Genomic DNA, 18,705 nt, shown 5'->3' with positions numbered 1-18,705 from the left:
CTGCGCCCCCTCGGGGGGCAGCGAATACACGAAGTGATGAGCGTGGGGGTTCATATCTGGCTATTGTCCCAACTGATCGAACTTGGCTTCGACGTCCTGTCCGAAGCGCTCAATGAACATGAGGGCTCTCACCTGCTGCGCAGCGGCGGGGTAGTCGCCCTTCTCGTCGATCAGCCAGTCGAGCGATGACAGCGCGCGGGCGCGCCCGGCCTCGACTTCGGCCTGCAGCTGCTCGACCGCGGCGATGTCGCCGGCATCGTCGAGCGCCTCGCGCCACTCCATCTGCTGCATCAGGAAATCAGGCGGCATGGCCGTGTTGTTCTCGGCGTTCAGCGGTGCACCGTGGAGTTCGCAGATGTAGCTGGCCCGGCGGATCGGGTCCTTGAGCCGCTGGTAGGCCTCGTTGATGCGCACCGACCATTGCATCGCCACGCGCTGCGCCGCGGCGCCCTGCGCGGCAAAGCGGTCCGGATGCGCCTCGCGCTGCAGCTCCTTCCACCGGGCGTCGAGCACGGCACGGTCCTGCGCGAAGGTCGCGGGGACGTCGAACAGTTGAAAGTCGGTGTCGTTGAGGTTCATCAGGCGGCCTGCGCCCTCGGAGGGCGGATCAAGAAAAAACCGCCAGCACATGACATGGTGGCGGCTGTGGTCGCTATCAGCGACGGCGCATCAGATGCGGAAACTCTCTCCGCAACCGCAGCGATCCCGCTCGTTCGGGTTGATGAACTTGAAGCCTTCGTTCAGGCCTTCGCGCACGAAGTCGAGCTGCGTGCCGTCGATGTAGGCCAGGCTCTTGGGGTCGACCAGCACCTTCACGCCATGGTCTTCGAACACCACGTCTTCAGGCGCGAGTTCGTCCACGTACTCGAGCTTGTAGGCCAGGCCCGAGCAGCCGGTGGTCTTCACGCCCAGCCGCACGCCCACGCCCTTGCCGCGTTTGCCGAGGTAGCGGGTGACGTGGCGCGCGGCGGCTTCGGTCAGCGTAACGGCCATGTCAGTGGACTGCCGATGGCTCGGCTTCTGCCGTCTTGGCGCCGTGCTTGGCCTTGTAGTCGCTCACGGCGGCCTTGATGGCGTCTTCGGCCAGGATCGAGCAGTGGATCTTGACGGGCGGCAGCGCCAGCTCCTCGGCGATCTGGGCATTCTTGAGCGCCGCGGCTTCGTCGAGCGTCTTGCCCTTGACCCATTCGGTGACGAGCGAGGACGACGCAATGGCCGAGCCGCAGCCGTAGGTCTTGAAGCGCGCGTCTTCGATCACGCCGGTTTCGGGGTTGACCTTGATCTGCAGCTTCATGACGTCGCCGCAGGCCGGCGCGCCGACCATGCCGGTGCCGACCGAGTCGTCGCCCTTTTCGAAGGAACCGACGTTGCGGGGATTTTCGTAGTGGTCGATGACCTTGGATGAATATGCCATGGTGTACCTCTCAAACTTTGTTCAATGCGTCAGTGGGCCGACCACTGGATCGTGCTGATGTCGACGCCGTCCTGGAACATCTCCCACAGGGGGCTCAGCTCGCGCAGCTTGGCGACGTTGTGCTTGATGGTCGAGATGGCGTAGTCGATTTCTTCCTCGGTCGTGAAACGGCCGATGGTCATGCGCAGGCTGCTGTGGGCCAGCTCGTCGCTGCGGCCCAGGGCGCGCAGCACATAGCTGGGCTCCAGGCTGGCCGAGGTGCAGGCCGAACCCGACGACACCGCCAGGCCCTTGATGCCCATGATCAGCGACTCGCCTTCGACGTAGTTGAAGCTCATGTTCAGGTTGTGCGGCACACGCTGCGCGAGGTCGCCGTTGATGAACACCTGCTCGACATCCTTCAGGCCGTCGAGCAGGCGCTTCTGCAGGCGCGCCGCCTTGGCGATGTCTTCCTTCATTTCGAGCTTGGCGATGCGGAAGGCCTCGCCCATGCCCACGATCTGGTGCGTGGGCAAGGTGCCCGAACGCATGCCGCGCTCGTGGCCGCCGCCGTGCATCTGTGCCTCGAGCCGCACACGCGGCTTGCGGCGCACGTACAGCGCGCCGATGCCCTTGGGGCCGTAGGTCTTGTGCGAAGCCAGGCTCATCAGGTCGATGGGCAGCCTGGCGATGTCGATCTCGACCTTGCCGGTGGCCTGGGCCGCGTCGACATGGAAGATCACGCCCTTTTCGCGGCAGGCGTTGCCGAGCGCGACCACGTCCTGGATGACGCCGATCTCGTTGTTGACGTACATCACGCTCGCAAGGATGGTGTCGGGGCGGATCGCCACCTTGAACTTGTCGAGGTCGAGCAGGCCGTTTTCCTCGACGTCCATGTAGGTGACTTCGAAGCCCTGGCGTTCGAGCTCGCGCATGGTGTCGAGCACGGCCTTGTGCTCGGTCTTCACCGTGATGAGGTGCTTGCCCTTGCCCTTGTAGAAATGGGCCGCGCCCTTGAGCGCGAGGTTGTTCGACTCGGTCGCGCCGGAGGTCCAGACGATCTCGCGCGGGTCGGCTCCGATCAGCTCGGCCACATGGCCGCGCGCCTTCTCGACCGCCTCTTCAGCCTCCCAGCCCCAGGCGTGGCTGCGCGACGCCGGGTTGCCGAAGTGCTCACGCAACCAGGGGATCATGGCGTCGACCACACGCGGGTCGACCGGCGTGGTGGCGCCGTAATCGAGATAGATCGGGAAATGAGGAGTGACGTCCATGGCTGGCTCGGGCTGGCGTGGGGTTGTTTCTTTGATCTGGGCTTCTGGTGGCAGCGCCCGGAGGCGCTCCACGGCTTCTCAGGACTTCGCGAAGGCGTTGCCGAGGGCAAACACCGAATTCGGCGCGTTCACGCGAATCGGCTTGACCACCGGCTGCGCGGAAATGGCGCGCTTGACGACCGGCTTGTTCTCGATCTGCACGCCCTTGGCGATCTGGTCGTCGACCAGCTTCTGCAGCGTGACGGAATCGAGGAACTCGACCATGCGCTGGTTCAGCGAGGCCCAGAGCTCATGCGTCATGCAGCGGCCGGCTTCGCCCAGGCAGTTTTCCTTGCCGCCGCACTGCGTGGCATCGATGGGCTCATCGACGGAAACAATGATGTCTGCGACGGTGATATCTGCAGCCTTGCGGCCGAGGCTGTAGCCGCCGCCGGGGCCGCGGGTCGACTCGACCAGCTCGTGGCGGCGCAGTTTGCCGAACAGCTGTTCGAGATACGACAACGAAATCTGCTGCCGCTGGCTGATCGCAGCCAGCGTGACCGGACCGGTGTTCTGACGCAGCGCCAGATCGATCATTGCTGTGACCGCAAAACGGCCTTTGGTAGTGAGACGCATCGCAAGCTCCTTCAAGTGCTTACCGTTGAAATGACACCTTGGCCCGAGACCGCGGTGACTTCGTCTCCGCCCTGCCCGACCCCTGGCGCTGGTGAACCAGCCGGTGGGATCGGTTCTTCATCGCGAAGTTCTTTTTTTGTTGTTGAGTATTTCGCTCAAGTATAGCAGAAGACCTTGGAGCCTGCTCGGGTAAACCCCAGCGGAAACCGCTTGAAGGAACCGGAACCCCGTCCTAGGACGGCAGCACGGCGATATTGTCCCCGCCGGAGGCGCCAAAAGCCTGCTCCCGCAGCAGCGCCAGCTGGTCGCGCACCCGGGCCGCCTTCTCGAATTCGAGGTTCCGGGCGTGCTCCATCATGAGCTTTTCGAGCCGCTTGATCTCTCGGGCGATGTCCTTTTCGCTCATGTCCTCGACCTTGGCGCGTTCCAGGTCGAGCTTGGCCATTTCCTTGCCCGTCTTTTCGCTGTAGACGCCGTCGATCAGGTCGCGCACCTGCTTGACGATGCTGCGCGGGGTGATGCCGTTGGCCTCGTTGTAGGCGATCTGCCGGGCGCGGCGGCGCTCGGTTTCGCCGATGGCCTTCTTCATCGAGTCGGTCATCCGGTCGGCATAGAGGATGGCCTTGCCGTTCAGGTTGCGCGCCGCGCGGCCGATGGTCTGGATCAGCGAGCGTTCGGCGCGCAGGAAGCCTTCCTTGTCGGCGTCGAGGATGGCCACCAGCGACACCTCGGGAATGTCCAGGCCCTCGCGCAGCAGGTTGATACCCACCAGCACGTCGAAGCTCCCCAGGCGCAGGTCGCGCAGGATCTCGACCCGTTCGACCGTGTCGACGTCGCTGTGCAGGTAGCGCACCTTCACGCCGTTGTCGCCCAGGTAGTCGGTCAGCTGCTCGGCCATGCGCTTGGTCAGCGTGGTGATCAGCACGCGCTCGTTCTTCTCGACGCGGATGCGGATCTCGCCCAGCACGTCGTCCACCTGGTGGGTTGCGGGACGCACCTCGACCTCGGGGTCGATCAGGCCGGTCGGGCGGACCAGCTGCTCGACCACGTTGCCGGCATGGTCCTTCTCGTACTGCGCCGGCGTGGCGGAGACGAAGATGCACTGGCGCATGCGCGTCTCGAACTCCTCCAGCTTGAGCGGCCGGTTGTCCAGCGCGCTCGGCAGCCGGAAGCCGTATTCGACCAGCGTGGTCTTGCGCGCCCGGTCGCCGTTGTACATGCCGCCGAGCTGGCCGACCATCTGGTGGCTCTCGTCGAGGAACATCAGCGCGTCCTTCGGCAGGTAGTCGGTCAGCGTGGCCGGCGGCTCGCCGGGCGCAGCGCCCGAGAGGTGGCGCGTGTAGTTCTCGATGCCCTTGCAGTGGCCGATCTCGGCCAGCATCTCGAGGTCGAAGCGGGTGCGCTGCTCCAGCCGCTGCGCCTCCACCAGCTTGCCCTGGCTCACGAACTCCTTGAGCCGCTCGGCCAACTCGATCTTGATGGTTTCGACCGCGCTCAGCACCTTGTCGCGCGGCGTCACGTAGTGGCTCGACGGGTACACGGTGAAGCGCGGGATCTTCTGGCGGATGCGGCCCGTGAGCGGGTCGAACAGCTGCAGGGTCTCGATCTCGTCGTCGAACAGCTCGATGCGGATGGCCAGCTCGCTGTGCTCGGCCGGAAACACGTCGATGGTGTCGCCGCGCACGCGGAAGGTGCCGCGCGAGAAATCCTGCTCATTGCGGGTGTACTGCATGCGGATCAGCCGCCCGATCACGTCGCGCTGGCCGATCTTGTCGCCCACCCGCATGATGAAGCGCATCTGCGTGTAGTCCTCCGGGGTGCCGATGCCGTAGATGGCACTCACCGTGGCCACGATGACCGTGTCGCGCCGCTCCAGCACGCTCTTGGTGGCCGACAGGCGCATCTGCTCGATGTGCTCGTTGATCGAGGAGTCCTTCTCGATGAACAGGTCGCGCTGCGGCACGTAGGCCTCGGGCTGGTAGTAGTCGTAGTAGCTCACGAAGTACTCGACGGCGTTCTTCGGGAAGAACTCGCGGAATTCGCTGTAGAGCTGCGCCGCCAGCGTCTTGTTGGGCGCGAACACGATGGCCGGCCGGCCCAGCCGCGCGATCACGTTGGCCATGGTGAAGGTCTTGCCCGAGCCCGTCACGCCCAGCAGCGTCTGGAACACCTCGCCGTCGAGCACGCCCTCGACCAGCCCGTCGATGGCCTTCGGCTGGTCTCCGGCCGGCGGATAGGGCTGGAAAAGTTCGAAAGGCGAACCGGGGTATTTGATGAACTCGCCCTGCTTTGCCGGACCGATCGGGTCCAGTTTCTTCAGGTCTGCTATGGCTTCGTTGTTCTCTGGCATGGCTGTTCCCGACAGGTGGCGCTCGCGCCGGTAAAATTCAAGGCAACCGGAAAGGATAAAGCCTCCTCCGGTTGCAGCGAAGCTTTCATCCCAAAGGACCTTTCCATGTCTATGTTCACCGCGGTCGAAATGGCACCGCGCGACCCGATCCTCGGCCTCAACGAGCAGTTTGCAGCCGATACCAACCCCAACAAGGTCAACCTCGGCGTCGGCGTCTACTACGACGACAACGGCAAGCTGCCGCTTTTGCAGTGCGTGCAGGCCGCCGAACAGAACATGATGAAAACGCCTTCGGCGCGCGGCTACCTGCCGATCGACGGCATCGTGGCGTATGACAACGCAGTCAAGGGCTTGGTCTTCGGCGCCGACAGCGAGCCGGTGCAATCGGGCCGCGTGGCCACCATCCAGGCCATCGGCGGCACCGGCGGCCTCAAGGTCGGCGCCGACTTCCTGAAGAAGCTCAACCCCAAGGCCAAGGTGCTGATCAGCGACCCGAGCTGGGAAAACCACCGCGCCCTGTTCACCAACGCCGGCTTCGAGGTCGAAAGCTATCCCTACTACGACGCCGCCAGGCGCGGCATCAACTTCGACGGCATGCTGGCCGCGCTCAACGCAGCGCCCGCCGGCACCGTCGTCGTGCTGCACGCCTGCTGCCACAACCCGACCGGCTATGACATCACCGCCGCCCAGTGGGACCAGGTCGTCGCCGCGGTCAAGGCCAAGGGCCTCGTGCCCTTCCTCGACATGGCCTACCAGGGCTTCGGCTACGGCCTGAAGGAAGACGGCGCCGCCGTGGCCAAGTTCGTCGATGCGGGCCTGACCTTCTTCGTCTCGACCTCGTTCTCGAAGAGCTTCAGCCTCTATGGCGAACGCGTGGGCGCCCTCTCGGTGCTGTGCGAGAACAAGGAAGAAGCCGGCCGCGTGCTGTCGCAACTCAAGATCGCGATCCGCACCAACTACAGCAACCCGCCGATCCACGGCGGCGCCGTGGTGGCCGCGGTGCTCGGCAACCCCGAACTGCGCGCCCTGTGGGAAAAGGAACTCGGCGAGATGCGCGTGCGCATCAAGGCCATGCGCCAGAAGCTGGTCGACGGCCTCAAGGCCGCCGGCGTGAAGGAAGACATGAGCTTCATCACCACGCAGATCGGCATGTTCAGCTACTCGGGCCTCAGCAAGGACCAGATGGTGCGCCTGCGCAACGAGTTCGGCGTGTACGGCACCGACACCGGCCGCATGTGCGTGGCCGCGCTCAACAGCAAGAACATCGACTACGTCTGCGCGTCGATCGCCAAGGTCATCTAGGCGTCAGCAAGATGTGAGGGAATCCGCGTTTACGATTCCTTCACATTGCCGGCTTAAAACGGCCCTTCTGGCAGGGCCGATGTAGGGGTTAGGCCCCCTGCAAGTCAGCGAATGCGCTGATATATTGCATTGCAACATTCCACTCCAAGACCAGCGATGCTCTATCAACTCTACGAAGCCCAGCGTTCCCTCATGGAGCCGTTCTCGGACTTCGCGCAAGCGGCTTCCAAGCTTTATGGCCAGGGCGCGGTGTGGGGCCAGCTGCCCATGGCCCAGCGCATGGCTGCGGGCTACGACCTGCTCTATCGCCTGGGCAAGGACTACGAGAAGCCCGAGTTCAACATCAAGTCCGTGAAGGTCGAGGGCGAAGACGTGGTCATCCAGGAGGCCGTCGAACTCGACAAGCCCTTCTGCGAGCTGCGCCGCTTCAAGCGCTTCACCGACGAGCCGCACATCCTCAAGACGCTCAAGAGCCAGCCCGTCGTGCTGGTCGTGGCGCCGCTGTCGGGCCACTACGCCACGCTGCTGCGCGACACGGTGCGCACCATGCTGCAGGACCACAAGGTCTACATCACCGACTGGAAGAATGCGCGCCTCGTGCCGCTGTCGGAAGGCGAGTTCCACCTGGACGACTACATCAACTACGTGCAGGAATTCATCCGCCGCCTGCAGGCCGAATACGGAAACTGCCACGTCGTGAGCGTGTGCCAGCCGACCGTGCCGGTGCTGGCCGCCGTGTCGCTGATGGCGAGCCGCGGCGAGCCGCTGCCCCTCACCATGACGATGATGGGCGGCCCGATCGATGCGCGCAAGTCGCCCACCGCGGTGAACAACCTTGCGATGAACAAGAGCTTCGAGTGGTTCGAGAACAACGTGATCTACCGCGTGCCGCAGGGCTTCCCGGGCGAAGGCCGCCGCGTGTACCCAGGCTTCCTGCAGCACACGGGCTTCGTGGCCATGAACCCCGACCGCCACGCCTCCAGCCACTACGACTACTTCAAGGACCTCATCAAGGGCGACGACGCCAGCGCCGAGGCCCACCGCAAGTTCTACGACGAGTACAACGCCGTGCTCGACATGGACGCCGACTACTACCTGGACACCATCCGCACCGTGTTCCAGGAGTTCGAGCTCGTGAACGGCACCTGGGACGTCAGGAACCCGAAGGGCCAGATCGAGCGCGTGCGTCCGCAGGACATCCATTCGACCGCCCTGCTCACGGTCGAGGGCGAGCTCGACGACATTTCGGGCTCGGGCCAGACCGAGGCCGCGCACAGCCTGTGCACCGGCATTGCCGATTCGCAGCGCGAGCACTATGAAGTCAAGGGCGCGGGCCACTACGGCATCTTCAGCGGCCGCCGCTGGCGCGAACTGGTCTACCCCAAGGTGCAGAAATTCATCGCGGCCCACGACCAGCCCCAGCGCCGCGCCGGCGTACGCGAAAGCCTGCCGGCCGAAGACCGGATCAAGCCGGGCCGGAACACGGCGGCCGTTGCAGCCACGAAGAGCACCTCGGCCAGGAAAGCGGTGGCGGCTGCCCCCGCCAAGAAGCCCGCGGCACGCAGGAAGTGAACGGACTGGCCGCACGCATCCACGATGCACTGCCGCAGACGCAGTGCACACGTTGCGGCTACCCCGACTGCGCCGGCTATGCGCAAGCCGTGGCCGACGGCAACGCGGGCATCAACCAGTGCCCGCCCGGCGGCGCCGAAGGCGTGGCCAGGCTGGCGCGGCTCACCGGCCGCGAGGCGCTTCCGCTCGACCCGCAGTTCGGCACCGAAGGCCCGCGCGCCATGGCGGTCATCGACGAAGCCTGGTGCATCGGCTGCACGCTCTGCCTCGATGCCTGCCCGACCGACGCCATCGTGGGCATCCACAAGCGCATGCACACCGTGATCGAAGCACACTGCACGGGCTGCGAGCTCTGCATTCCGGCCTGCCCTGTCGATTGCATCTCGCTCGAAGTCGAGACGCCGGGCCGCAGCGGCTGGCAGGCCTGGTCGCAGGCCCAGGCCGAGGCCGCGCTGCGGCGCTACAAGCTGCATGGCGAGCACCGCCGCGCGGACAAGTGCAAGGGCGAGCAAGAAGCGCCCGCCGTCGCGCAGCCGCAGGCCGCCGATACGCGCAAGCGCTCCATCGTCGAAGCCGCGCTGGCACGCGCCCGCGCCGCCTCTCAACAGCAACGTCCACCCGCCGCCAAGCCATGACCCTCGACACCCTGCTCATCTACGTCGTCGCCTCGCTCGCCCTGGCCGTGATCCCCGGCCCGACGATGCTGCTGGCGCTGTCCAACGGCATCGACGGCGGCATGCGCCGCGCGAGTTGGGGCATTGCCGGCGCGTCGCTCGGGAGTGTCACGCTGATCGCGGTGGTAGCGCTCGGACTCGGTTCGCTGCTCGCCGCATCGGAATTGCTCTTCAATGCGATCCGTGCGGCGGGTGTCGCCTACCTGATCTGGCTCGGCGTCAAGCTGTGGCGCAGCGAAGCGGCCGACCTCGGCGCGGCGCTGGCCAAGTCGGCCATCGAGGTCCGCCCGCACGGCCGCGTCGCGCTCATGCGCAGCCTGCTCGTGGCGCTGTCGAACCCCAAGACCGTGCTGTTCTTCGCGGCCTTCCTGCCGCAGTTCATCGACATCACCCGGCCGCAGGGCGCGCAGTACCTGCTGCTCGGCTCGATCTTCGTGGCGCTCGACACCTGCGTGATGCTGGCCTATGCGGCCGCCGGAACACAGGCCGTGCGCTGGCTTTCGCGCCGCGGCCTCAGGGCGCTGAACCGCAGCTGCGCGGCCGGCATGTGGCTGTTGGCGGCCACGCTGGCCTTCTGGCGCCGTCCGGGCACCTGAACGGCGCGGGGTTCAGTTTTCTTGCGCCTTCTGCGGGCGCTTGAAGAGCAGCAGCAAGACACCGGCCAGCACCACGGCCACCGCATACCACTCGAAACGCGTGACGGTCTCGTTGGCAATCCACACGCCCAGCAGCATCGCGATCACCGGATTGACGAAGGTGTAGCTCGCGGCCAAGGCGGCGGGTGCTTTCGCCAGCAGCACCATGTAGGCATTGAACGCGATCAGCGAGCCGAACACCACGAGGTACAGCCAGGCCGCAGCGGCCTCGGGCTGCGGCGGCCACACCAGCTGTTCGCCCGAGAGCGCCGAGAGCATCAGCAGCACCACGCCGCCGCAGATCATTTCGCTTGCGAAGCCCATCGCGCCGGGCGCGAGCGGCAGGCTGCGCTGGCTCAGCACGCTGCCCATCGACCAGCAGATGCAGGCAATGGAAATCGCCACCAGGCCCGCGGGCGACGACTGGAAGCCGCTGCCCTGCGTCAGCATCAGCACGCCGATGAGCCCGAGCGCGATGCCCGCCGCCTCCAGCCGCGTCGGCTTCACGCCCCAGATCAGGTTGAGCAGCGCGATCAGCAGCGGCACCACCGCGATGAAGGCCACCACCAGACCGGAACCGATCGACAGCTCGGCATGGGCCGTGCCGCCCATGCCGCCGCCCAGCATCAACGTGCCGACCACGAGCGCATTGCGCCACTGCAGGCGCGAGGGCCAGGCCGCGCCGCGCCAGCGCATCCAGGCGGCGAGCAGCACGCCCGCGAACAGGAAACGCGAGCCCATCTGGAGAAAGGGCGCAAAGCTGATCAGCGCGTACTTGATCGCCAGATAGGTCGAGCCCCAGACCAGCCAGGTGGCGGCCAGGCAGAGCCACAGCAGCGGCGGCAGCGCGGTGCGCGCGGAACCGGATGCAGCTTGGGCGGGGGACGCGAGAGTGGGCATGGGGATGTTGTCTTGTCGGTATGGAAACGCCGTCCATGGTATGAAAGCGATCCTTTCACAACCATGCATATCTCATGGTTCTTTTCGCTCCATACCGTCAATTTGAAGGAGTTGCATGGACTTCACCTTGAACCCCGCGCTGGATGCCCACGACACCCGCATCCTGGCCGAACTGCAGGCCGATGCGCGGCTCACCATGGCCGAACTCGGCCGCCGCGTGCACCTGAGCCAGCCGGCCGTGACCGAACGCGTGAAGAAGCTGGAGGCCGCGGGCGTGATCAGCGGCTACCGCGCCACCGTGAACCTCGGCAAGCTCGGCTATGGCATCCGCGCGATCATCCGCGTGGGCCGCGCCGACTACGCGCGCGTGGTGGAACTGGTGCAGCAGACGCCCGAATGCGTCAATGCCTACAACGTGACCGGCGACGACAGCTGGATCCTCGAGATCGCGGTGATCGACGTGAGCCACCTCGATGCGGTGGTCACCAAGTTCTGCATCCTCACCGAGACGGCGACCTCGATCATCCTGAACCCGGCGCGCGAGCATCAGCCGATGCTGCCGCCTCAGCGTTCGGACGTCAGGCCGCCGATCAAGAAAGTACTTAACGCGTAGCGGCCAGCGCGCTGAAGGCCGCCACCACCTCGGGCGGCGCCTGCACCATCTCGATCAGCACGCCCTCGCCCGCGATCGGAAACTCGTCGTTCGCCTTCGGGTGCAGGAAGCAGATGTCGAAACCCGCCGCGCCCTTGCGGATGCCGCCGGGCGCAAAGCGCACGCCCTGCGCAGTGAGCCACTCGACGGCCCTGGGCAGGTCGTCGATCCACAGGCCCACATGGTTGAGCGGCGTGGCGTGAACGGCCGGCTTCTTCTCGGCGTCCAGCGGCTGCATCAGGTCGACCTCGACCTTGAAGGGCCCGCTGCCCATCGAACAGATGTCCTCGTCGACGTTCTCGCGCTCGCTCTTGAAGGTGCCTGTGACTTCGAGCCCCAGCATGTCGACCCAGAGCTTCTGCAGGCGCAGCTTGTCGGGTCCGCCGATGGCGATCTGCTGGATGCCCAGGACCTTGAAGGGGCGTGCGGCGGCGGTGGTCATGCGGCGCAACCTTCGGGCTGTTCCTGCACCTGCCGCGCATTGAGCCCGAGCTTGCGTAGCAGCACCGTGTCGGCCTCGACGTCGGGGTTGCCGGTGACCAGCAGCTTGTCGCCGTAGAAGATCGAATTCGCGCCGGCCATGAAGCACAGCGCCTGCACCGCATCGCCCATCTGCTGGCGCCCGGCCGAGAGCCGCACGCGAGCCGTCGGCATCGTGATGCGCGCGACCGCGATCATGCGCACGAAGTCGAAGGGATCGACCGGCTCCGAGTCGGCCAGTGGTGTGCCCGGCACGCGTACCAGGCTGTTGATCGGCACCGACTCCGGGTACGGATCCAGGTTGGCCAGCTGCGCGATCAGCCCCGCGCGGTGCACCGGCGCCTCGCCCATGCCGACGATGCCGCCGCAGCACACGCTGATGCCGGCGCTGCGCACATGGGCCAGGGTGTCGAGCCGGTCCTGGTAGGTGCGCGTGTCGACCACGTCGGTGTAGTACTCGGGCGCGGTGTCGAGGTTGTGGTTGTAGTAGTCCAGGCCCGCGGCCTTGAGCTGGTGCGCGTGGTGCGGCTCCAGCATGCCGAGCGTGGCGCAGGTCTGCAGGCCCAGCCCCTTCACGGCCTCGACCAGCACCGCCACCTTCTCGACGTCGCGGTCCTTCGGCGCGCGCCATGCGGCGCCCATGCAGAAGCGCGTGGCGCCGGCGTCCTTGGCGGCCTGCGCGGCGCGCACCACCTCGTCGACTTCCATGAGCTTCTGCGCCTTCACGCCGGTGTCGAACTCGGCCGACTGCGGGCAGTAGCCGCAGTTCTCGGGACAGCCACCGGTCTTGACCGAGAGCAGCGTCGCCAGTTCGATGTCGCCTTCCGGGAAGTGCTGGCGGTGCACGGTCTGCGCCTCGAACAGCAGGTCCATCAGCGGCTTGTCGAGCAGCGCCTGTATCGCTTCGACCGTCCATGGCCCTTGCGGCGCCTCGGCCTTCGCAGGCCGGTGCAGCGTGATCGTTTGTTGCAGGTCGTTGGCACCCATCAGTTGAACTCCAGAATGATTTGATCGACGGCGAGCGATTCGCCCTTTTCCGCCGAAATCTTGCCCACCACGCCGTCCTGCGAAGCGAACAGCACGTTTTCCATCTTCATGGCCTCGATCACGGCCAGCTTCTCGCCGGCGCGCACCTGCTGCCCCGGCTGCACCGACACCTCGACCAGCAGGCCCGGCATCGGCGACATCAGGAACTTGCTCAGGTCCGGCGGCGCCTTGTAGGGCATCAGTTCGAGCAGGCGCGCCCCCAGGGGCGACAGCACCATCGCCTCGATCTGCGTGCCGTCGTGCGACACGCGCAGCGCCAGCGGGTTCTTGCCGGCCCCGCGCTCCACCTGCGCGGTGAAGGGCCGGTCGTTGACCATGCCCTGCACGCGGATGGCGCCGAGCGCAAAGCCGCTATCGATCTTGTAGCTCTTGCCGCCCACGGCCACGGCGCTGGCGCCTGTCTTGCCATGGAAATCGGTGACCGACACCGGATGGTGCACATGCTTGCCCTCCGGCCCCAGCTCCACCACCACGAACTGCTCGCCCACCTTCACGCCGTGGCCTTCGAGCTGCCCGCTGATGCCCGAAGCGCGCGCGCGGTAGCGGCGATGCACATAGGCCGCGAGCGCAATCAGGAACGAAGGATCGGCATGCGGCACGTCCTCGGCGTGGAAGCCCTTGCCGTAGTGCTCGGCGATGAAGCCTGTGTTGAAGTCGCCCGCCACGAATTTCGGATGCGCGAGCAGCGCGGCCTGGAACGGGATGTTGCTGCTGATGCCGCGAATCACGAAGCCGTTGAGCGCCTCGCGCATGCGGGCAATCGCATGCTGACGGTCCTTGCCGTGCACGATGAGCTTGGCGATCATCGAGTCGTAGTACATCGGGATCTCGCCGCCGTCGTACACGCCGGTGTCCACGCGCACGCCGTTCAGGTGCTCGGTGTCGCTTGCGAACATGGTCTCGGCCGGCGGCTGGAACTTCACCAGGCGGCCGGTCGAAGGCAGGAAGCTGCGGAACGGATCTTCGGCATTGATGCGGCACTCGATGGCCCAGCCGTTGCGCTTGACCTGCTCCTGCGTAAGCGGCAACTCTTCACCGGCCGCCACGCGGATCATCAGTTCGACCAGGTCGAGCCCCGTGATGCATTCGGTCACCGGGTGCTCCACCTGCAGCCGCGTGTTCATCTCCAGAAAGTAGAAGCTCTGGTCCTTGCCGACCACGAACTCCACCGTGCCCGCGCTCTGGTATTTCACGGCCTTGGCCAGCTGCACAGCCTGCTCGCCCATCGCCTTGCGGGTGGCATCGCTGATGAAGGGCGACGGCGCCTCCTCGATCACCTTCTGATGGCGGCGCTGGATCGAGCATTCGCGCTCGTTCAGGTAGATCACGTTGCCGTGCGAGTCGCCCAGCACCTGGATCTCGATGTGGCGCGGCTCCTCGACGAACTTCTCGATGAACACGCGATCGTCGCCGAAGCTGGCGAGCGCCTCGTTGCGGCACGAGGTGAAACCCTCGAAAGCTTCCTTGTCGTTATAGGCCACGCGCAGGCCCTTGCCGCCTCCGCCGGCCGAGGCCTTGATCATCACCGGATAGCCGATGTCCTTCGCGATCTCGACCGCGCGCTCGGCCGTCTCGATGGCATCGTTCCAGCCCGGGATGGTGTTGACCTTGGCCTCGTTCGCGAGCTTCTTGGAGGCGATCTTGTCGCCCATGGCGGCGATCGAATAGTGCTTCGGCCCGATGAAGGCGATGCCCTCCTCCTCGACCTTGCGCGCGAAAGCTTCGTTCTCCGAGAGGAAGCCGTAGCCCGGATGCACGGCCTCGGCGCCGGTCTTCTTGCAGGCCGCGATGATGCGGTCGGCCTGCAGGTAGCTCTCGCGGCTGGGCGCGGCGCCGATGTGCACGGCCTCGTCGGCCAGCTCGACGTGGCGGGCTTCCTTGTCGGCGTCGGAGTAGACGGCGACGGTGAGGATGCCCATCTTCTTCGCGGTCTGGATCACGCGGCAGGCGATTTCCCCGCGGTTGGCAATGAGTATTTTCTTGAACATCTAGGGTCTCCGCGGGGTCTCAGCGGTTGATAAACATCGAATACACCGGCGGCGCTTGCGCGCGGTCGACGAACACGTAGGCCGTACCGTCGGAGCAGAAGTTCGCCACTTCGGCGGTGCTGCCGTCGGCAAGATCGACCCAGTTGTCGATCTGCAGGAACAGGCGCCCGGCGGGCATCTGCTGCGCGCCGTTGGCCGTCCAGTACGGCACGCCGCCGCTCTTGGTACGCCACGCGCTCGCCCAGTCGTGGGGGTGCGCGACCTCCTCCGGCAGTTCGGAATGGGCCTGGTAGTCGTAGAAGGCCTCTTCGAGTTCCGAAGGCGCGCCATCGTCGTCGGCACGCCATCCCGTGATGGAGATTTCGCGCAGCAAGGCGGGCGGTCCTTCGGCAGGATCCGAAGGCGGCGCAGTGGGCCCGGTCCCCAGCTCGGCGCGCTGCACGACGAATGCGGCGTTCGCGCCTCCGTCGGGCTCCCAGAAACTGCAGATGCTGTCCCACTCGCACTTGAACAGGAACAGCACCTCGCCATCTGCGAGCGGCAGCGCGTCGCCATCCGCCGGCAGCTGCGCGAGGTGGCTCATGGCGCGATTGCATTCGCGGCAGACCGGCCACAAACGACGGGGCAGTCCCCAGGGCAGACCGCCCAGCTTGGGCACCAATCCAGGTTCCGCACCCTCGCGGAACTGGGGGTAGTGGCTGCGCATACGGCTCAGAGCGGAATGTTGCCGTGCTTGCGCCACGGGTTCTCGAGCTTCTTCTCGCGCAGCATCACGAGCGAGCGGCAGATGCGCTTGCGCGTTTCGTGCGGCAGGATCACGTCGTCGATGTAGCCGCGTGCGCCCGCCACATACGGGTTGGCGAAGCGCGCCTTGTACTCGGCCTCGCGCGCTGCGAGCTTCTCGGGGTCGTTCTTGTCCTCGCGGAAGATGATTTCCACCGCGCCCTTGGCGCCCATCACCGCGATCTCGGCGCGCGGCCAGGCCAGGTTGACGTCGCCGCGCAGATGCTTGGAGGCCATCACGTCGTAGGCGCCGCCGTAGGCCTTGCGTGTGATGACGGTGATCTTCGGCACCGTGCACTCCGCATACGCGTAGAGCAGCTTGGCGCCGTGCTTGATGATGCCGCCGTACTCCTGGCCCGTGCCGGGCATGAAGCCGGGCACGTCGACGAAGGTGACCACCGGGATGTTGAAGGCATCGCAAAAGCGCACGAAGCGCGCGGCCTTGATGCTGCTCTTGATGTCCAGGCAGCCCGCCAGCACCAGCGGCTGGTTGGCCACGATGCCGATGGTCTGGCCTTCCATGCGGGCGAAGCCGATCACGATGTTCTTCGCATAGTCGGGCTGCAGCTCGAAGAAATCGCCGTCGTCCACCACCTTCAGGATCAGCTCCTTGATGTCGTAGGGCTTGTTCGGGTTGTCGGGCACCAGCGTGTCGAGCGAATAGTCGGGCCGGTCGGCCGGATCGCCCTGGCCGTTGTTGCCCAGGCGCACCGGCGGCTTCTCGCGGTTGTTGAGCGGCAGGTAGTTGTACAGGCGGCGCAGCATCATCAGCGCCTCGACGTCGTTCTCGAACGCCATGTCGGCCACGCCGCTGCGCGTGGTGTGGGTGACGGCGCCGCCGAGCTCCTCGGCGGTGACGCTCTCGTGCGTCACGGTCTTCACCACCTCGGGGCCGGTGACGAACATGTAGCTCGAGTCCTTCACCATGAAGATGAAGTCGGTCATGGCCGGCGAATACACCGCGCCGCCCGCGCACGGGCCCATGATCAGGCTGATTTGCGGCACCACGCCGGAGGCCATCACGTTGCGCTGGAACACGTCGGCATAGCCGCCGAGCGAGGCCACGCCTTCCTGGATGCGCGCGCCGCCCGAGTCGTTGAGGCCGATGACGGGGGCGCCGACCTTCATGGCCTGGTCCATCACCTTGCAGATCTTTTCGGCGTGCGCTTCGCTGAGCGCGCCGCCGAACACGGTGAAGTCCTGGCTGAACACGAACACGAGGCGGCCGTTGATCATGCCGTAGCCGGTGACCACGCCGTCGCCGGGGATCTTCTGCTCGGCCATGCCGAAGTCGACCGAACGGTGCTCGACGAACATGTCCCATTCTTCAAAAGTGCCGTCGTCCAGCAGCAGCTCGATGCGCTCGCGCGCCGTGAGCTTGCCCTTGGCGTGCTGCGCATCGATGCGCTTCTGCCCGCCGCCGAGGCGCGCCTGGGCGCGGCGCTTTTCGAGTTGTTCGATCAGTTCTTGCATGGTGTGCTTCCGAAGCTGTGGTCCTGAATTTCGTTTGTGGTCTTGGTCATGGCCTGGCGGTGATGGCGGCCGCCGCAAGCAGCTGGCGCGCCGCCGTCGATGCAGGCAGCGCGCCCTCGGCCACCTGCTGCGTGAGCTCGGGTAGCAGCTCGCGCACCTGCGGGTGATGCCTGAAGGCGTGCTTGAGCCCGGCGTCGATGCGCTCCCACATCCACGCGGTGGCCTGCTTCTCGCGGCGCCTGGCGAGCTTGCCATTGGCCGTCTGCAGTCGCCTGAATTGGGTGACGGCGTCCCAGAACGCATCGACGCCCGTGCCTGCCAACGCGCTGAGCTGCAGCACCTTGGGCAGCCAGAAGCGCACCTCCGTGCCGCTGTGCGCGTCGTGCACCGCATGCGCGTGCTCCGGGTTGCCCTGGTGGCCGAAGAGGCGAAGCGCCGAAGTGATCTGGGCCTGCGCGCGCGTCGCGGCGTCCTTGTCGATGTCGGCCTTGTTGATGACGACGAGGTCGGCCAGCTCCATCACGCCCTTCTTGATGGCCTGCAGGTCGTCGCCCGCGTTGGGCAGCTGCATCAGCACGAACATGTCGGTCATGCCGGCCACGGCCGTTTCGCTCTGGCCCACGCCCACGGTCTCGACGATCACGATGTCGTAGCCCGCGGCCTCGCACACCAGCATCGCCTCGCGCGTCTTCTCGGCCACGCCACCGAGCGTGCCGCTCGACGGGCTGGGCCGGATGTAGGCGCGCTCGTGCACCGAGAGGTGCTCCATGCGCGTCTTGTCGCCGAGGATGGAGCCACCCGAGACGGTGGACGAGGGGTCGATGGTGAGCACCGCCACGCGATGCCCCTTGCCGATCAGCAGCAGGCCCAGCGTCTCGATAAAGGTCGACTTGCCGACGCCCGGCACGCCCGAGATGCCGAGGCGGAACGATTTGCCGGTGCGCGGCAGAAGCGCGGTGAGCAGTTCGTCGGCCTGCGCGCGGTGATCGGCACGGGTCGATTCGAGCAGCGTGATCGCCTTGGCGATGGCGCGGCGCTGCACCATGCCGTCCGATTCGGCAATTGCGCGCTCCAGTGCGGCGGCCGGCTTGTTCAGCACGCGCCCTCCGGGGACGACACACGCCAGCGGTAGTGCAGGTCGACGCCCTCCTCGCCTTCGAGCACGAAGCCATGGCGCAGGTAGAAGCGGTTGGCGTCGCTCTGTACGAGCGCGGTGAGCTTGATGTCCAGTTGCTGCTGGCGCGCCTGCGCCTTGGCCCACTCGAGCACCCATTCGCCGATGCCCAGGCCCTGGAAGCCCGTGCGCAGGTAAAGGTGGTCGAGCCGAAGGGCGTCGGTGCCCTCGGGCTTGAGCGTGACGAAGCCAACGCGCCGGTCGCCGTCGAGCACGATGTGATGCATGAAGGGCACGACGAAACCGGCCTGCAGCCGTTCGCGCGAGCGCGCGGGATCGAAGCGCCCCACGCGCTCCAGGCTGGGACGCATCGCATCGACGCGCAGGGCCAGCATGGCCTCGAAATCGCTGGATTCCACCGGCTGCAGCGACAGCCGAGACAAGAGATCGCCCACG

The 18,705-nt window shown here is 66.1% G+C and carries 19 protein-coding genes; 5 read left to right on the top strand and 14 right to left on the bottom strand.

The genetic code is table 11. From position 1 onward, the window contains the following. Positions 1-60 precede the first annotated feature (60 nt). The 6 genes from hscB to uvrB form a co-directional block, all read right to left on the bottom strand. Positions 61-579: a Fe-S protein assembly co-chaperone HscB gene (gene hscB / locus FB547_RS14580; RefSeq protein WP_145743369.1), complete on the bottom strand. Its 519-nt coding sequence runs from the start codon at positions 577-579 to the stop codon at positions 61-63. A gap of 90 nt (positions 580-669) precedes the next feature. After that, a complete protein-coding gene (iscA, locus tag FB547_RS14575; RefSeq protein ID WP_081268993.1) occupies positions 670-993 on the bottom strand; it encodes an iron-sulfur cluster assembly protein IscA in 324 nt (107 codons plus the stop codon). Position 994: 1 nt separating this feature from the next. Next, on the bottom strand, positions 995-1,414 hold the full coding sequence (gene iscU / locus FB547_RS14570; RefSeq protein WP_012747262.1) for a Fe-S cluster assembly scaffold IscU: 420 nt from the start codon (positions 1,412-1,414) through the stop codon (positions 995-997). Between the two features lie 29 nt (positions 1,415-1,443). Further along, the gene (locus FB547_RS14565; RefSeq protein WP_145743368.1) at positions 1,444-2,664 is read right to left on the bottom strand and encodes an IscS subfamily cysteine desulfurase; all 1,221 of its coding nucleotides are present in this window, start codon (positions 2,662-2,664) and stop codon (positions 1,444-1,446) included. 78 nt (positions 2,665-2,742) lie between these two features. Further along, on the bottom strand, positions 2,743-3,279 hold the full coding sequence (iscR, locus tag FB547_RS14560) for a Fe-S cluster assembly transcriptional regulator IscR (RefSeq protein ID WP_007828186.1): 537 nt from the start codon (positions 3,277-3,279) through the stop codon (positions 2,743-2,745). 232 nt (positions 3,280-3,511) lie between these two features. Next, entirely contained in the window at positions 3,512-5,629 is a 2,118-nt protein-coding gene (uvrB, locus tag FB547_RS14555) for an excinuclease ABC subunit UvrB (RefSeq protein ID WP_225613265.1), read from the bottom strand. Between the two features lie 105 nt (positions 5,630-5,734). Here uvrB and FB547_RS14550 point away from each other — a divergent pair, with 105 nt between their 5' ends. The 4 genes from FB547_RS14550 (at position 5,735) to FB547_RS14535 (ending at position 9,773) form a co-directional block, all read left to right on the top strand. After that, positions 5,735-6,931: an amino acid aminotransferase gene (locus FB547_RS14550; RefSeq protein ID WP_145743366.1), complete on the top strand. Its 1,197-nt coding sequence runs from the start codon at positions 5,735-5,737 to the stop codon at positions 6,929-6,931. Positions 6,932-7,087: 156 nt separating this feature from the next. Beyond that, positions 7,088-8,503, top strand: a complete 1,416-nt coding sequence (locus tag FB547_RS14545) for a polyhydroxyalkanoate depolymerase (RefSeq protein WP_145743364.1) — start codon at positions 7,088-7,090, stop codon at positions 8,501-8,503. Continuing rightward, positions 8,500-9,138: an RnfABCDGE type electron transport complex subunit B gene (locus FB547_RS14540; protein WP_145743363.1), complete on the top strand. Its 639-nt coding sequence runs from the start codon at positions 8,500-8,502 to the stop codon at positions 9,136-9,138. Before FB547_RS14545 ends, FB547_RS14540 begins: the two co-directional genes overlap by 4 nt. After that, positions 9,135-9,773 carry a LysE family translocator gene (locus FB547_RS14535; protein ID WP_145743361.1) on the top strand — a complete coding sequence of 213 codons (639 nt, stop codon included), beginning with the start codon at positions 9,135-9,137 and terminating at the stop codon, positions 9,771-9,773. Before FB547_RS14540 ends, FB547_RS14535 begins: the two co-directional genes overlap by 4 nt. Positions 9,774-9,785: 12 nt before the next feature. Here the strand turns inward: FB547_RS14535 and yedA are convergent, their stop codons facing one another. After that, positions 9,786-10,712, bottom strand: coding sequence for a drug/metabolite exporter YedA (yedA, locus tag FB547_RS14530; RefSeq protein ID WP_145743359.1), 927 nt, complete (start codon positions 10,710-10,712; stop codon positions 9,786-9,788). A gap of 115 nt (positions 10,713-10,827) precedes the next feature. Between yedA and FB547_RS14525 the strand changes: the two genes are divergently transcribed. Then, positions 10,828-11,325, top strand: coding sequence for an Lrp/AsnC family transcriptional regulator (locus FB547_RS14525; RefSeq protein WP_145743357.1), 498 nt, complete (start codon positions 10,828-10,830; stop codon positions 11,323-11,325). Here the strand turns inward: FB547_RS14525 and FB547_RS14520 are convergent. From FB547_RS14520 to FB547_RS14490, 7 genes are all read right to left on the bottom strand, one after another. Further along, positions 11,315-11,806, bottom strand: coding sequence for a VOC family protein (locus FB547_RS14520; RefSeq protein WP_145743356.1), 492 nt, complete (start codon positions 11,804-11,806; stop codon positions 11,315-11,317). The genes FB547_RS14525 and FB547_RS14520 overlap by 11 nt on opposite strands. Beyond that, positions 11,803-12,831 carry a biotin synthase BioB gene (bioB, locus tag FB547_RS14515; protein ID WP_145743354.1) on the bottom strand — a complete coding sequence of 343 codons (1,029 nt, stop codon included), beginning with the start codon at positions 12,829-12,831 and terminating at the stop codon, positions 11,803-11,805. Before bioB ends, FB547_RS14520 begins: the two co-directional genes overlap by 4 nt. Then, positions 12,831-14,879, bottom strand: coding sequence for an acetyl-CoA carboxylase biotin carboxylase subunit (accC, locus tag FB547_RS14510; protein WP_145743352.1), 2,049 nt, complete (start codon positions 14,877-14,879; stop codon positions 12,831-12,833). Before accC ends, bioB begins: the two co-directional genes overlap by 1 nt. Before the next feature lie 19 nt (positions 14,880-14,898). Continuing rightward, positions 14,899-15,462, bottom strand: a complete 564-nt coding sequence (locus tag FB547_RS14505; protein WP_225613266.1) for a hypothetical protein — start codon at positions 15,460-15,462, stop codon at positions 14,899-14,901. A 128-nt stretch (positions 15,463-15,590) separates the two neighbouring features. Then, positions 15,591-17,135 (bottom strand): acyl-CoA carboxylase subunit beta, encoded by a 1,545-nt coding sequence (locus tag FB547_RS14500; RefSeq protein WP_145743348.1) that lies wholly within the window; start codon positions 17,133-17,135, stop codon positions 15,591-15,593. A gap of 46 nt (positions 17,136-17,181) precedes the next feature. Next, complete coding sequence (gene meaB, locus FB547_RS14495; protein WP_145743346.1) at positions 17,182-18,234, bottom strand: methylmalonyl Co-A mutase-associated GTPase MeaB; 1,053 nt, start codon at positions 18,232-18,234, stop codon at positions 17,182-17,184. Next, positions 18,228-18,704 (bottom strand): GNAT family N-acetyltransferase, encoded by a 477-nt coding sequence (locus FB547_RS14490; protein WP_145743344.1) that lies wholly within the window; start codon positions 18,702-18,704, stop codon positions 18,228-18,230. The genes meaB and FB547_RS14490 overlap by 7 nt, the downstream gene beginning before the upstream one ends. Between the last annotated feature and the right edge of the window lies 1 nt (position 18,705).

Source organism: Variovorax beijingensis (genome assembly GCF_007828835.1).
GTDB classification, from domain to species: domain Bacteria; phylum Pseudomonadota; class Gammaproteobacteria; order Burkholderiales; family Burkholderiaceae_C; genus Variovorax; species Variovorax beijingensis_A.
This window is presented reverse-complemented; position numbering and strand designations above follow the sequence as displayed.